General features: G+C 69.8%; 14 protein-coding genes. 6 read left to right on the forward strand and 8 right to left on the reverse strand.

All coding sequences use genetic code 11. The annotated features are described in order from the left end of the window. Positions 1–11: 11 nt before the first annotated feature. Genes GRI72_RS08740 through GRI72_RS08750 form a run of 3 tightly spaced genes read left to right on the forward strand, consistent with a single transcriptional unit; the run spans position 12 to position 2,168 of the window. Complete coding sequence (locus GRI72_RS08740) at positions 12–218, forward strand: DUF2093 domain-containing protein (RefSeq protein ID WP_160733516.1); 207 nt, start codon at positions 12–14, stop codon at positions 216–218. After that, positions 215–1,162, forward strand: coding sequence for a M23 family metallopeptidase (locus GRI72_RS08745; protein ID WP_160733517.1), 948 nt, complete (start codon positions 215–217; stop codon positions 1,160–1,162). The genes GRI72_RS08740 and GRI72_RS08745 overlap by 4 nt, the downstream gene beginning before the upstream one ends. A 34-nt stretch (positions 1,163–1,196) precedes the next feature. After that, positions 1,197–2,168 carry an esterase-like activity of phytase family protein gene (locus GRI72_RS08750; RefSeq protein WP_160733518.1) on the forward strand — a complete coding sequence of 324 codons (972 nt, stop codon included), beginning with the start codon at positions 1,197–1,199 and terminating at the stop codon, positions 2,166–2,168. Positions 2,169–2,324: 156 nt separating this feature from the next. Here the strand turns inward: GRI72_RS08750 and rpmB are convergent, their stop codons facing one another. Further along, the gene (gene rpmB, locus GRI72_RS08755; protein ID WP_160733519.1) at positions 2,325–2,612 is read right to left on the reverse strand and encodes a 50S ribosomal protein L28; all 288 of its coding nucleotides are present in this window, start codon (positions 2,610–2,612) and stop codon (positions 2,325–2,327) included. 130 nt (positions 2,613–2,742) lie between these two features. Here rpmB and tadA point away from each other — a divergent pair, with 130 nt between their 5' ends. After that, complete coding sequence (tadA, locus tag GRI72_RS08760; RefSeq protein WP_160733520.1) at positions 2,743–3,198, forward strand: tRNA adenosine(34) deaminase TadA; 456 nt, start codon at positions 2,743–2,745, stop codon at positions 3,196–3,198. Between the two features lie 17 nt (positions 3,199–3,215). Here the strand turns inward: tadA and nadC are convergent, their stop codons facing one another. From nadC to GRI72_RS08775, 3 genes are all read right to left on the reverse strand, one after another. Continuing rightward, a complete protein-coding gene (gene nadC, locus GRI72_RS08765; RefSeq protein WP_160733675.1) occupies positions 3,216–4,079 on the reverse strand; it encodes a carboxylating nicotinate-nucleotide diphosphorylase in 864 nt (287 codons plus the stop codon). A gap of 69 nt (positions 4,080–4,148) precedes the next feature. Next, positions 4,149–4,946, reverse strand: coding sequence for a LytR/AlgR family response regulator transcription factor (locus GRI72_RS08770; RefSeq protein WP_160733521.1), 798 nt, complete (start codon positions 4,944–4,946; stop codon positions 4,149–4,151). Then, positions 4,943–6,151 carry a sensor histidine kinase gene (locus GRI72_RS08775; RefSeq protein WP_160733522.1) on the reverse strand — a complete coding sequence of 403 codons (1,209 nt, stop codon included), beginning with the start codon at positions 6,149–6,151 and terminating at the stop codon, positions 4,943–4,945. The genes GRI72_RS08770 and GRI72_RS08775 overlap by 4 nt, the downstream gene beginning before the upstream one ends. Before the next feature lie 95 nt (positions 6,152–6,246). On the opposite strand from GRI72_RS08775, the gene GRI72_RS08780 reads away from it, so the two are divergent. Then, positions 6,247–6,852: an HD domain-containing protein gene (locus tag GRI72_RS08780; RefSeq protein WP_160733676.1), complete on the forward strand. Its 606-nt coding sequence runs from the start codon at positions 6,247–6,249 to the stop codon at positions 6,850–6,852. Here GRI72_RS08780 and GRI72_RS08785 read toward each other — a convergent pair. The 4 genes from GRI72_RS08785 to GRI72_RS08800 all read right to left on the reverse strand — a co-directional run bounded on the left by GRI72_RS08785 (position 6,816) and on the right by GRI72_RS08800 (position 11,545). After that, positions 6,816–7,874, reverse strand: coding sequence for a PDZ domain-containing protein (locus GRI72_RS08785; protein WP_160733523.1), 1,059 nt, complete (start codon positions 7,872–7,874; stop codon positions 6,816–6,818). The two genes, GRI72_RS08780 and GRI72_RS08785, sit on opposite strands and share 37 nt — an antisense overlap. After that, complete coding sequence (locus GRI72_RS08790; protein ID WP_160733524.1) at positions 7,874–8,572, reverse strand: DsbA family protein; 699 nt, start codon at positions 8,570–8,572, stop codon at positions 7,874–7,876. The genes GRI72_RS08785 and GRI72_RS08790 overlap by 1 nt, the downstream gene beginning before the upstream one ends. Positions 8,573–8,582: 10 nt before the next feature. After that, positions 8,583–9,938, reverse strand: a complete 1,356-nt coding sequence (locus GRI72_RS08795) for a M48 family metalloprotease (RefSeq protein WP_160733525.1) — start codon at positions 9,936–9,938, stop codon at positions 8,583–8,585. Between the two features lie 83 nt (positions 9,939–10,021). Further along, positions 10,022–11,545, reverse strand: a complete 1,524-nt coding sequence (locus GRI72_RS08800; protein ID WP_160733526.1) for a PAS domain-containing protein — start codon at positions 11,543–11,545, stop codon at positions 10,022–10,024. A 246-nt stretch (positions 11,546–11,791) separates the two neighbouring features. Between GRI72_RS08800 and GRI72_RS08805 the strand changes: the two genes are divergently transcribed. Next, complete coding sequence (locus GRI72_RS08805; protein WP_160733527.1) at positions 11,792–13,129, forward strand: cytochrome P450; 1,338 nt, start codon at positions 11,792–11,794, stop codon at positions 13,127–13,129. Positions 13,130–13,147: the final 18 nt, after the last annotated feature.

Below are 13,147 nucleotides of genomic sequence, written 5' to 3' on the forward strand. Positions count from 1 at the left end.
GGGCGATGGTCATGTTGATGAATTCCGGCAATGGCGGCGAAGCGAAGCTCGCCTACGGCCCCAACGGCTTCCGCGTCCTGCGCGCGGGCCAGCACGTCTTCTGCGCGGTTACCGGCGAGGCGATCCCGCTGGAGGAGCTGCGGTACTGGAGCGTCGAGCGGCAGGAAGCCTATGCCAGCGCCGAAGTCGCCACCCGCCGGATGACGCAGGGCGGATGAGCGGGCGGCGTTTCGCGCTCCGCCTGGCGGGCGCCGCGGGCGCGCTGCTCGCGCTGGCCAGCTGCATCCCTTCGCCCGGCGTGCCCGACGAAGTTGTCCAGCCCGTCCCGTCGCCGGTCCCGGCCGAAACGCCGGACGCCGCGGCGCCCGAACCCGAACCCACGCCCGAGCCGCCCGCCGGCCCGACCACTTTCGTGTTCGAGGGCGAAACCACGCAGGGCGGATGGATCCGCGGCCAGGCACCGGCGGGCACGGTGTCCGCGCGGCTCGACGACCAGCCGCTGGTGCTCGACGAAGAAGGCCGGTTTTTTGCCGCGTTCGATCGCGATGCCGGAACCCGCGCCACGCTGAGCGCGCGGCTGGCCGACGGGCGCACGATCGAAAGCCCGATCGCGATCGCCCCGCGCGAGTGGAACATCGAACATGTCAACGTCGCCCGCCGTCGCGGCGGCGCGAGCGAGGCGTTCATGAAGATCCGCCGCCCCGAGCTGGCGCGGATCGTCGCGGCGCGCGCGGTCGAATCGCCGGTCGACGGCTGGCGGCAGGATTTCGTCTGGCCCGCGACCGGGCGGATCTCGGGCCGGTTCGGCTCGCAGCGGATCTATCGCGGAGAGCCGGGCAGCTATCATTCCGGCCTCGACATCGCGACGGGCGAAAGCGGCACGCCGTTCGTCGCCCCCGCCGACGGGGTCGTCGTGCTCGCCAGCGAGCGCCCTTTCAGCCTCGAAGGCAACCTGCTGATCATCGATCACGGGCAGGGGCTGAACAGCGCCTTCCTGCACCTCTCGCGAATCGCGGTGGAGGAAGGGCAGGTCGTGCGCCGCGGCCAGGTGCTCGGCAATATCGGGGCCACGGGGCGGGCAACCGGCCCGCACCTGCACTGGAGCATCAAGTGGCGCGACGCGCGGCTCGACCCGCTGCTGTTCCTCGGCCCCATGCCCTGAGGCCGCCTCCCTTCGCGCGATGGCCCTGCGACCCGTGACCGTTCGCCGAATCGCGGCGCTTTTCATCGCGCTGCTCGCCGCCCCGGGGACCTGGCTGCGCTCGCCCCTGCCGGAGCCGGACTATCGGCCGATCCTGGCGGTCGAGCGGCTCGAGGTCGAGCGCGACCGGATCGGTCCTTTCACGATCGACGGGGCCTGGGCGCTGACCAGCCCGAACAGCCATTTCGGCGGCTACTCGGGCCTCGTCTCCCTGCCCGACGGGCGGCTGCTGGCGGTCAGCGACCACGGCCGCTTCCTGCGCTTCGATCCGCCGGGGGGCGAAGGCCGCGCCCCGGTATTCGGCGCGATCGGCGGCCGGGCCGACGTGCGCAAATATGCCGTCGATGCCGAAGCGGTGACGAGCGCACCCGGCGGCCGGGACCTGTGGGTCGCTTACGAGGGCAGCAATTCGATCGTCCGTTTCGATCCCGGGCTGGAGGACGGGGAAACCGTGACGCCGGCGGCGATGCGCGGCTGGTCGGGCAATGGCGGGCCCGAATCGCTCGCCCGCTTGCCCGACGGGCGGTTCCTGGCGATCGAGGAAGGCGCACCGACCGCCGGCTCCACCGGTGCGGCCGTGCTCTTTCCGGCGGACCCGGTGGACGGGGGGGAGCCGATCGCGTTCCGCTATGCCTCGCCCGAGGGATTTCGCCCGTCCGATGCTGCCGCCCTGCCCGACGGCCGGGTCCTGGTGCTCCATCGAAGGGTGACGATCGGCCTGCCCTTCGCGTTCGAAACGGCGATCGCGGTCGCCGACCCGGAGGCGATTCGCGCGGGTGCAACCTGGCGCGGAGAGGTGCTGGCCACGATCGGCGGGCCGCTGCCTGCCGACAATTTCGAAGGCATGGCGGTCGTGCCCCGGGCCGACGGTTCGGTGACGATCTGGTTGATCAGCGACGACAATCGCGGCGTTCTGCAGCGCACGCTGCTCTATCGGCTCTCGCTCGATCCCGGCGACCTGGGCTGATCCGAAGCGTCCGGGGCGACGTGCCGACGCCTTGCGGACGTGCCAGCGAAGGGTGCGCAAGCAAAAGGGCGCGCGGATCGCTCCGCACGCCCTTTTCGCGTGCCCTTTTCGCGTGCCTTGTCGCAGGGCCCGGCGCGGCGGCCGGGGGCCGGCCGATCAGGCGGCGTCCTGCGCCTTCTTCAGCTCGCGCTTCACCTTCAGCACGCGCGCGCTGAGTTTCTCGTCGCGGGTCTTCAGCAGCCAGTTGTCGAGGCCGCCGTTGTGTTCGACCGAACGCAGGCCCTGGGTGGACACGCGGAACTTGAAGCTGCGATCCAGCTTCTCGCTCATCAGCGTGACGTGCTGCAGGTTCGGCAGGAAGACACGCTTGGTCTTGTTGTTGGCGTGGCTCACGTTGTGGCCGACCTGGCGGCCCTTGCCGGTCAGTTCGCAAATGCGCGACATGGGAAATCTCTCGTTCTTGGCTGCAGGGTTCGGGGCATGCCCGTCCCGGAAAGCGGCGCGCTTAGCGGGGCAGGCCCGAATCGTCAAGCGCGTTGCGGCCTGCCGCGCGAGCGGGTAGCGCGGTCGGGCGATGACGCGCTGGCCAATTCCTGAACCGATGGAGCGCGCGCTGGCGCTGGCCCGCGCCGCGGCGGCCGACGGCGAAGTGCCGATCGGCGCGGTGGTCGTGCGCGGCGGGCAGGTGATCGCCGAGGGGCGCAATGCCCCGCGCGCGACGCACGATCCGACCGCCCATGCCGAGATCGCCGCGATTCGCGCCGCCGCCGCCGCCCTGGGGGCGGAACGCCTCGCCGATTGCGACCTCTACGTCACGCTGGAACCGTGCGCGATGTGCGCGGGCGCGATCGTCCATGCGCGAATCGCGCGCCTTTACTACGCGGCGGCGGATGCCAAGGGGGGCGCGGTGGAACACGGCGCGCGGGTTTTCGACCACCCGCAATGCCTCCACCGGCCCGAAGTCTACGGCGGGATCGGCGAAGGCGAAGCGGCGGCGCTGCTGCGCGGCTTCTTCCGCGATCGCCGCTGACCGCGGCCGGGCCGCGGTCACAGCGGAGTGAAATCCAGCCCGATATCGGCCGCGGGGGCGCTCTGCGTCAGGCGGCCGACCGAGACGTAATCGACCCCCGTGGCCGCCTTGGCCGCGATGGTCGACAGGTCGATGCCGCCGCTCGCCTCGGTCGGGACGCGCCCGTCCACGATCGCCACGGCCTCGCGCAGGGTCGGCGGGTCCATGTTGTCGAGCAGGAGGCGCGTGGCCCCCGCGGCCAGCGCCGGCTCGATCTGGTCCAGCCGGTCCACTTCGCAGATGATGTCGCGCACCCCGGCTGCGACCGCGCGGCGCACGGCTTCGCCCACGCTGCCGGCAACCAGGACGTGGTTGTCCTTGATCATCGCCGCGTCCCACAGGCCCAGCCGGTGGTTGGCCGCGCCGCCTTGCCGGGTCGCGTATTTTTCCAGCATCCGCAGCCCGGGCAGGGTCTTGCGCGTGTCGAGCAGGGTGCAGCCCGGGTTGGCCATGGCATCGACATAGGCGCGGGTCATCGTGGCGATGCCCGAAAGGTGCTGCACGGTGTTGAGCGCGCTGCGCTCCGCCGTCAGCATGGCCCGTGCATTGCCCGAAAGCCGCATGACATCGTGCCCGGCGGGCACGCTTTCGCCCTCTTCCGCCAGGATCTCGATCTCGATCCGCGGGTCGAGCGCGCGGAAGAAGGCCGCGGCCACCGGCAGGCCGGCGACGACGATCGCGTCGCGCGTGTCCATCACCCCGGCGAAGCGGGCATCGGCGGGGATCACGCTCTCGCTGGTGACGTCGCGCCCGCCGCCGTCCAGCCCTTCGCCGAGATCCTCCGCCAGCGTGTCGCGAACGAAGCGGTCGAGGTCGAAACCGGGGAGGGTGAACTGCGCCATCGCGCCGGTCTGGCCGATTTTCACCCCCGCCTCAAGCCGCCGCGCGCGCCCGGAGGCTCCTGCAATCGATCAGTGGACGAAGCGCGCCACCACGTCGCGATAGCTGCGGCTGACCTTCACCTCGGCGCCGCTGTCGAGCACGAGGAAGCATTCGCCGTTGGTATGCGGGCGCACCTGGCGGACCTGGTCGAGGTTGACGATGGTCGAGCGGTGGACGCGCTGGAATTTGCGCGGATCGAGCCGCCGTTCCAGATCCTTCATCGTTTCGCGCAGGATCAGCGAGTTGTCGCCGGTGTAGATGCACATGTAGTCGCCGGCGGCCTCGATATGCTCGATCGAGCTTACCTCGACGCGGAAGATCTGGCCCCGGTCCTTGACGTTGATCAGCTTCTCGAACCGGTCGCTCGCCTCGCTTTCGCTGTCGACGAATTCCTCCGCCGCATCGGGCGCGACTTCGGACAGGACGTTGAGCAGCTTCTCCGCCTCTTCCGCCGAACGCTTTTCCGCCAGGCGCAGGCGGACGCGCTCGATCGTGTCGGCCAGCTTGTCGGGATCGACCGGCTTCATCAGGTAATTGACCGCGTTCGCCTCGAACGCGCGGATCGCGTGTTCCTGGAAGGCGGTGACGAAGACGAACAGCGGCGGTTCGATCTCCATCACTCCCTTGACCACCGAGAAGCCGTCGAACCCGGGCATCTGGATGTCGAGGAAGACCAGGTCGGGCTTTTCGGTCTTGATCTTGCGGATGGCCTCGCGCCCGTTGGCGCAGGTATCGATCACCTCGACGTCGTCGAAGGCTTCGAGGCGGACCTGCAGGCCCTGGATGGCGAGCTTTTCGTCGTCGACGATAATGGTGCGAATGGTCATGTTTCGGTTCCGATTGGCCGCGCCGTCGCGGGCGCGGCAGGGGGGGATATCGATTGTTCGGAGATACGCGGGCGGGGGGCGGCCGGTTCCGCCGCCTCGGCGGGTTCGTGCGGGATTTCGATGATCACGGTGAAGCCGCCTTCGGGCGGCGTGCGGATTTCGAACAGGTGATCGTCGCCATAGGCCTGTGCAAGCCGGTTCCTGATATTGGCGAGGCCAACCCCGGTCGAAACCGCCTGCCCGTCGCCGGTGAGTGCCAGCGGCAGGCTGGGGCGCATCTGGCCCTGTTGCAAGCCCGGCCCGGTGTCGGAAACGGCGATGCGCAGACGGTTTCCGACGAGCCGAGCCGAAAGGCTGATCCGCGCCCCTTCCTCCTGCGGCGAGACCGCGTACTTGATCGCGTTTTCAACCAGCGGCTGAAGCAGCATCGAGGGCAGGCAGGCCTGGGCGGCGGCCGGTTCGATGTCGAACTCGGTCCGCAGCCGTTCCTCGAACCGCATCCGCTCGATCCCGAGGTAGAGCTTGAGCGTCTCGACCTCCTGCGCGAGCGTCACTTTCCCGCCGGGCTGGCTGATCAGCGTGTGCCGCAGGAAGGAGGACAGCCGCGTCAGCATGGCATTGGCTGGCTCGGTCTGCTTGAGCAGGACGAGCGTGCTGATCGAATTGAGCGTGTTGAACAGGAAATGCGGGTTGAGCTGGTATCGCAGCATGGCCAGCTGCGCGCCGGTGGCCTGGGCTTCCAGCCGCTCCAGCCGGTCGGCCTGTTCCTCGATCTGGAGGAAGAAGTTGATCGCGTAGTAGAGCGCCGACCAGGTGCCGAGCAGCGTCAGCGGATAGATCAGGTAGGCGATCAGCAGAGCGGTGAAGCCGGCCTCGCTCTCGGGCAGGGTCAGGCTCTTGGCCCAGACGCCGATCGCCGCGAAGGCCAGCACGGCAACCGCCAGCGCCAGGGTCGAAAGGCTCCAGGTCAGAAGCGGGCGGCGGCTGATCAGTTCGCGGTAGAGCACGGACAGGACGAGGCTGATCGAAAAGCCGGTGATCGTTTCGATCACCACGATCACGAAGAACGAGAAATCGAGCGCGTTGATCGCCCCCGAAACGGCGCGCAGCAGCAGCGCGCCGCCCCACCCGGCGAACTGGAGGTTCCAGAACGCGCGGCTCTTGTCCTCGAAAAAGGGCGTCGGTCTGAAGGGCAGCATGGCCATGGCCAGGGTCTTTAGCCGATTTGGCGTGGCTTCGTCAGATTGTTTTGACCGCCCGCGCCCGGGGCGGCTAGGCTGCCCGCGTGGGAGAGAAGACGATGGACAGCACCGCCAGCGCCGAGCGCGCGCAATTTCGCGAAATGAAGCAGGGCACGGCCGAAGACTGGGCCATTATCGGGGGCGAATACCGGGCCTTCGCCCGCGGCCTGCCCGATCGCGTGCTCGACCACTTGCGCCTGCTGGAAGGGGATTTCGGCGGTTTCCCCGTGTGCCGGCTGGAGCATTCGCTGCAGACGGCGACCCGCGCCCACCGCGACGGGCGCGACGAGCAATACGTGGTCATGGCCCTGCTCCACGACATCGGGGACACGCTGGGCAGCTACAACCACCCCGACGTGGCGGCATCGATCATCGCGCCCTTCGTGCGCGAGGAAGTGCACTGGATCTGCCAGCACCACGGCCATTTCCAGGGGTATTACTTCTTCCACTTCCTCGGCATGGACCGCGATGCTCGCGAGGCCTTTCGCGGGCACGAACATTTCGATGCCTGCGCCGAATTCTGCGAGAAGTACGACCAGGCGGCGTTCGATCCCGATTACGAGAGCGAGCCGCTGTCGTTCTTCGAACCGATGGTGCGCCGCGTGATGGCCCGGCCGCTGGCGAGCCTCTACCGGCTCGACGAATCGGCCGAAGCTGCGGCGTAGATACCGCCGCCGCCGCTGGTCGTGTCGCGGCGGAAGTGGCGCGACCAGTCGGCCGCCCCCGGGGCCGCGGCGAGGCGATCCAGCAGGGCGGCCTCGGCCTCGATCGCCTCGACCCTTTCGTCCCACCCGTCATGGGTGCGCTTGCGAAAGAGCCCGCCGCCGTGCCGTGGGCCCCAGCGCTGCATGAACCGGACCCCGGCCCGCGGATCGTATCCCGCGTTGGCGAGCAGCCAGGGGATCAGCCGGTCGGCCTCGCGCTCGCTCAGGCGCACGTCGCGCCGCTTGCGCCCGCGCGAATCCAGCCAGACCCGGTGGGCGAGCAGGTTGTGCGCCAGCTCGTGCGCGACGACCGCGGCCAGTTCTTCCTCGTCGTAACCGAAGGCGGGAAAATCGCGGCCCACGATGACCCGCCGGCCATCGGCCACCGCGCGCTTGCCCGCGATCACCTCGAACCGGCTGCGGCAGGCGGGCACGCCGGCGAGGTCGAGCACGGTGCCGTCGCGCAGGGTCAGCGCCACGCTGCCGTCGCGCACCAGCGCCCGTTCGATCGCTTCGTGAAGGCGGGCCAGCCGCCGCCAGTCGCGGGCGGGCGCGGCCTCGATCGCCGCGACGGGCAAGTCGCCGATGGCGACGATCTCGTCGCCCGGCGCAAGGCCCGCCGCGGCCGCGGGGGAGCCGGGCGCGACGGCCTGGACGGCGACGGGCCCCTCGATCCCCAGCGCGGCGCTCACCGCCGCCGGCTCGGCAAAGGCCGCCGTGTCCTGCAGGAGGAGGCCGATCGAAGGCCACGTCTGCTCGCAATAGGGGGCGTTCCCGGTGACCAGCCGCCAGCCGATCGCGAGCAGGCGATGATCGGCTGCGCGCAGGGCGGCGAGGTCCGCGGCCAGCGCGCCCGCGCGGCTGTCGGGCGCCGTAGCAGCGCCTTCGCCCGGCGCGCGGGCGCTTGCCGGCATTGCGGCGGCCGGGCCGGGCAAGGGCGCGAGAAGGGCGGGCAGCAGCGCGAGGGCGGCCGCGCGCGACATCACGATCCGCGGGCTTCGACCAGGGCTTGCGCCAGCCCCTCGTACCCGACGGCCCCTTCGAGCACGCGGTCGCCGATCACCCAGCTCGGCGTGCCCGAGAAGCCCAGCCGCTCGGCGAAACCCGCGTTCTTGGCCAGTTCGAAAGAAACCTCGTCCGACGCGGCGAAGGCGCGGGCGGCCTCGAGGTCGAGCCCGGCCGCGCGGGCGGCCCGCTCGATGCTGGCCGCGTCGGGCGGGCCATGTTCGAACATGGCCTCGTGGAAGGCGGCGAACTTGCCCTGGTCGGCGGCGGCCAGGGCCATGCGCGCGGCCGCCTCGCTCCCCTGGAAGATCGGCCATTCGCGGACCACGACGCGCAAGTCGGGATGGGCCTCCACCAGCCGGGCGACATCGGGCTGGCTCATGCGGCAGTAGGTGCAGCCGTAGTCGGTGAATTCGACCAGCGTCACCGTGCCTTCGGGGTTGCCGAGCACGGCGCCGGGGAACGGCGCGGTCACTTCGCCCGCGAGGTCGGCAAGGCGGCCCTGCGCCTCGCGCGCCTGGTACCGCTCGGCCATTTCGGGCAGGATTTCCGGGTTGTCGAGCAGGTAGGCGCGCGTGCGCGCGTCGCCGAGGCCGCTGAACGACCACAGCGCGGCACCGGCAAAGCCGAATACGAGCGCGACGATCGCGACGAGGATGTGATCGCGTCTTGTCATCGGCCGGGCGCTATCGCCGGTCCTGCTCGCGTTCAAGCGCGGCGCGCGCCTGGAGCGCGATATCCTGCGCGCGTATCCAGTCCGCCGATCCCTCGGGCAGGCCGGCCTCGGCCGCCTGCGCGCTGCGGATCGCCATCGCGTACTGGCGGCTCATCACCTGCTGTTCGGCGCTGGCCAAGCGGGCGCGGGGCATGTCGCCGCGCGCGGCATAGACCACGCCCAGCTGGTACCAGGCGAAGGGGTTCAGCCGGTCGCGCGCCACCGCCGCGCGCAGGACCTGCTCGGCTTCCTCGAAATGGTCCCGGTTTTCGGTCGCGATCAGGGCGTGCCCGAACATCGAGGCGATCAGCGGCTGGTGCCGGGTAAGCTCGCTCGCACGGCGCAGCGGGCCGAGCGCGGCCTCCGGCTGCCCCGATTCGAGCAGGATCTGGCCCTTGAGCTCGAGGAAATAGGGATCGTCCGGCGCGGCCGCGAGCAAGGCGTCGGTTTCCGCCAGCGCGCGGTCCATCTGCGCGTCCTTGTGCCAGGCATAGGCGCGGGCATAGCGCGCGGGAATGCCGCTCATCGTCTCGGGATAGACCTGCAGCGTGCGCTGCGGTTTCTGCTGGTATCCGAACAGCTTGGCCTTGACCCGTTCGAACCGCCGCTGGAGCGCGGGATCATCGGGCGCGTCCCATGCCGGATCGGCCTGGTAAACCTCGCGCAAGTGGGCGATCCGGTCGCCCGAGAGGGGGTGGGTGCGGGCAAAGGCCGCGTCGTCGCTCTGGCTGTAGCCGTAGCGGAATTCCTGGTTCTGCAACTTGGCGAAGAATGCCAGCGAGCCGCGGCCCGATATGCCCGCCTTCGAAAGGTATTCGGCGCCGGCGGCATCGGCAGAGGATTCCTGGACCCGGCTGAAGGCGAGATACTTGCCCAGCGCGGCCTGCTGGCCGGCCATCATCACGCCCATCGCCGCCTCGCCCGCGCCGGCCAGCGCGGCACCGACGCCGAGCAGGAGGGAGAGCAGCGAGATATTGGTCGCCGCCCCGGCACCCTCGGCATGGCGGATGATGTGTCCGCCGGTGATATGGCCCAGTTCGTGCGCGATCACGCCCTGGACCTCGTTCGCCGTGTCGGCCGCGTCGATCAGGCCGGTGTGGATATAGACCGCCTGCCCGCCGGCGACGAAGGCATTGATCGAGCTGTCGTTGATGAGGACGATCTCGACATTGCCGGGCTGCAGCCCGGACGCCTCGACCAGGGGGGCGGCCATGTCGTCGAGCAGGGCCTCGGTCTCGGCATCGCGCAGGATCGACTGGGCCGCCGCCGGCTGGGCCGCAAGCGACAAGGCCGCGACGAGCGCGAGGATTCGGGCAAGGAGGCGCATCGCCGCCTTGCTAGCCGCTTGCGGCCTGAACCGCCAATGAAGATCGGCCCGTCCCGCCGTCTCGGCGAGGCGGGTAAGCGGCGTCAGGCGACCAGTCGCCGCGCCGCGCGGTCGACCAGCGCCTCGTCGCCGGAGACTTCGCCCAGCACGGCCACGTCGCCGGTGTCGAGGCGGCGAATCACGACCAGGCCGAATTCGTCGCCCTCGGGGGCGATCGCCTCCAGCCCCTGCGGCTCGATCGCGCGCAGCTTGCGCTGCAAGGCCGCGCGCGGCTTGCGTTCGCGCGCGGTGCGCCCGCTTTCCTCGCGGCGCAGCCTGCGCTCTTCCCTGACCACGCCCTTCAGCCCGCCATCGGCCTCGGCCAGGAAGCCCGCGAGCGCGCCCGGGGCGAGCTGGCGGCGATGGGCATGGGCGAGAACGGCGGCATATTCGGTCAGGCGCGTCTTGTCGTAATCGGCGCCGAAGACGAGCTTCACCACCGGGGTCATCGGGGCGCGCTGCTGCACCTTCAGCCCGGCTTCCTCGACCAGGCGCGCGAATTCCTGCGGCGCTTGCCCGGCCGCGACGCTGAAGTCGTAAGCGCGCGAAACCGCCGCGTAGAGCGCGCCGCGGGTGCGATCCTCGCTGTTGCCTGCCGCTTCGGCGCATTCGCGCGCGGCCGAGAGCAGCCCGGCGAGGCCTTCGGCTTCGGGCGCGGCATGGTGCGCTTGCCCGGCCACTGATGCCGGGTCGGGATCGCCGGTGGGGACGGCCTCGGCCGCGCCGGCCGGATCGAGCGGGTCGAGCGGGATCGCATAGGCCTTGCGCGGGGTGGACTGGCGCGCGATCATCTCGGCCATGCGCCAGGGACCCTCGGGGATCGGGGCGGGGGCGGCCGGTTCCGCCGCGCCCGCCGGATCGGCATCGTCCCGGCCATCGTTCCAGCCATCCTCGGCCGCGGCGCCTGCCGGGCCGTCGGCCCAGTCGGTCACGGGATCGGGTTCGCGCGGGCGGCCTTCCGCCGCCTCGTCGCCGTCGAGGGCCTGGTCGATCTCGAGCATCAGCTCGTCGGTGGTCAGCTGGTCGGCCAGTTCCTTCCAGTTGATGACGCCGTAGATGAAGTCGATCGTGTCGTCGTCGCTCGAGAACGGCAGCAGGATGCCGCGGTAGAGGATCGTCGCCCCGCGCTGGTTCACGAACTCGGCCTCGAACCCGATCGGGGCCTGGTTGGCGAGGATCTGCAGGTAATGGTCGGTGATGCGGCTGAGCAGCGAGCGCGGCGGCACGTCGGCCAGCGACCTGATCGCGTCCTGCGCCCCGCATTCGCGCGCAAGTTCCGCGCCGAGGTAGGGGACCGCGGGGTTTTCCACCCCGCAGGAGAAATCGAGCAGGACCGAGTAGGGGCCGAAGTCGGGCAGGTTCTCCGGATCGAGATCCTCGATCGAGGGGTATGTCCGTTCGTCGAGCAGGCCGGCCCAGTGGTTGTAGGCGCGCACCTGCATCCGGCGTTCGTCGGTGCCGATTCCCGCAGGCGGGGGTTCGCGCCCGCCCTCGTCCTCGCCGGTGTCGAAGTCGCGATCGTCTTCGCCGTAGTCGGGCGAATCGAAGTTTCCGCGAAGTGTGTCCATTGCCGTTTCGTAGCCCCCGGATGCGGTCTGCCCTGCCCGTTCTGGCGCGACGTGGTAAAGTTACCGTTAAGTCGCGCCGGGCGGCCTCTCCAGGGGGCGACGATGACGTCACGCCGCCGGGTCGGCGCCGGATATAAGTCGCAAAAAGAAACGCACTATTGACATGCGGGTAAGCGGGGGCAGGATGGTCGTGCCACGCACCCGGTCCAACAAATCAGAAACGGTGCGGGCGAGGAGAGAGAAGCCATGGCCACCCAGATTGCCGAGCAGCCCGGCACCTATCGTTCGTCGCCCAGCGCGGTCGACGCGCTGAAGGAGCACCTGTCCCGTCACCCGGAGGAAAAGTGGGTCCACACCCACCCTTATGACGTCAGCCGGAGCGACATCTATTACGAGGACCGGTGGCAGCCGATCTTCGCCGAGATGCGCGCCAAGGGGCCGCTCCACTGGGTCGATGAAAGCCCGGTCGGGCCTTACTGGAACGTCGTCGGCCACAAGGCGATCGGCCACGTCGAGGCCCTGCCCGAGCTGTTCTCCTCCAGCTGGGAACACGGCGGGATCACGATCCTCAACCGGCTGGACGAGGACGAGCTTGCCGCGCAGGGCCGCGAGCGGTTCGAGCTGCCGATGTTCATCGCGATGGACCGGCCCAAGCACACCGGGCAGAGGCGCACCGTCGCGCCGGCCTTCACCCCGGCGGAGATGAAGCGGCTGGAAGACGACATCCGGCACCGCACCGGCGAACTGCTCGATTCGCTGCCGCGCGGCGAGGTCTTCGACTGGGTCGACAAGGTCTCGATCGAGCTGACGACGGGGATGCTGGCGATCCTGTTCGATTTCCCGTGGGAGGATCGCCGCCTGCTGACCTTCTGGTCCGACTGGGCCGGCGATACCGAGATCGCCATGGTCCGCGACCTCGACGAGATGCGGCAGGGCATCCTGCGCGAGATGGCGGCCTATTTCCAGCAGCTCTGGGCCGAGCGGGCGAACCGCGAGCCGGGGCCGGACCTGATCTCGATGATGATTCATTCGCCGGCGATGAACCAGATGAGCCCGCAGGAATTCATGGGCAACCTGGTCCTGCTGATCGTCGGCGGCAACGATACCACGCGCAACACGATGAGCGGGATCATCCACGGGTTCGACAAGTTCCCCGACCAGCGCAAGCTGTTCGAGGAGAACCCCGATCTGATCCCCAACGCGGTGCAGGAATGCATCCGTTACCAGACCCCGCTGGCGCACATGCGCCGGACCTGCACCGAGGATACCGAGCTGTTCGGCCAGCAGGTCAAGGCGGGCGACAAGCTCGTGCTGTGGTACCTATCGGCCAACCGCGACGCGGAGGTGTTCGAAAACCCGGACAAGCTCGACATCACGCGCGAGAACGCCCGCCGCCACCTCTCGTTCGGCTACGGCATCCACCGCTGCGTCGGCGCCCGGCTGGCCGAGTTGCAGTTGCGCGTGCTGCTCGAGGAAATGCACGCGCGGCGCATGCGGGTCCATGTCGCCGGCGACGTGGAGCGCGTACGGGCCAACTTCGTCCACGGGTTCCGCAAGCTGGAAGTCGAGGTCACGACTTTCTGAACCCGGCCCGGAGGACAA

Source organism: Pelagerythrobacter marinus (genome assembly GCF_009827515.1).
In the GTDB taxonomy this organism is placed as follows: Bacteria; Pseudomonadota; Alphaproteobacteria; order Sphingomonadales; family Sphingomonadaceae; genus Pelagerythrobacter; species Pelagerythrobacter marinus.

What these genes read in the sequence shown, in the direction of transcription:
- GRI72_RS08790 (WP_160733524.1), bottom strand. Translation starts at nt 8,572, where the DNA reads ATGACAAGACGCGATCACATCCTCGTCGCGATCGTCGCGCTCGTATTC.
- GRI72_RS08740 (WP_160733516.1), top strand. Translation starts at nt 12, where the DNA reads ATGTTGATGAATTCCGGCAATGGCGGCGAAGCGAAGCTCGCCTACGGC.
- GRI72_RS08775 (WP_160733522.1), bottom strand. Translation starts at nt 6,151, where the DNA reads ATGGCCATGCTGCCCTTCAGACCGACGCCCTTTTTCGAGGACAAGAGC.
- GRI72_RS08795 (WP_160733525.1), bottom strand. Translation starts at nt 9,938, where the DNA reads ATGCGCCTCCTTGCCCGAATCCTCGCGCTCGTCGCGGCCTTGTCGCTT.
- GRI72_RS08800 (WP_160733526.1), bottom strand. Translation starts at nt 11,545, where the DNA reads ATGGACACACTTCGCGGAAACTTCGATTCGCCCGACTACGGCGAAGAC.
- GRI72_RS08785 (WP_160733523.1), bottom strand. Translation starts at nt 7,874, where the DNA reads ATGTCGCGCGCGGCCGCCCTCGCGCTGCTGCCCGCCCTTCTCGCGCCC.
- GRI72_RS08770 (WP_160733521.1), bottom strand. Translation starts at nt 4,946, where the DNA reads ATGACCATTCGCACCATTATCGTCGACGACGAAAAGCTCGCCATCCAG.
- tadA (WP_160733520.1), top strand. Translation starts at nt 2,743, where the DNA reads ATGACGCGCTGGCCAATTCCTGAACCGATGGAGCGCGCGCTGGCGCTG.
- nadC (WP_160733675.1), bottom strand. Translation starts at nt 4,079, where the DNA reads ATGGCGCAGTTCACCCTCCCCGGTTTCGACCTCGACCGCTTCGTTCGC.
- GRI72_RS08780 (WP_160733676.1), top strand. Translation starts at nt 6,247, where the DNA reads ATGGACAGCACCGCCAGCGCCGAGCGCGCGCAATTTCGCGAAATGAAG.
- GRI72_RS08805 (WP_160733527.1), top strand. Translation starts at nt 11,792, where the DNA reads ATGGCCACCCAGATTGCCGAGCAGCCCGGCACCTATCGTTCGTCGCCC.
- rpmB (WP_160733519.1), bottom strand. Translation starts at nt 2,612, where the DNA reads ATGTCGCGCATTTGCGAACTGACCGGCAAGGGCCGCCAGGTCGGCCAC.
- GRI72_RS08745 (WP_160733517.1), top strand. Translation starts at nt 215, where the DNA reads ATGAGCGGGCGGCGTTTCGCGCTCCGCCTGGCGGGCGCCGCGGGCGCG.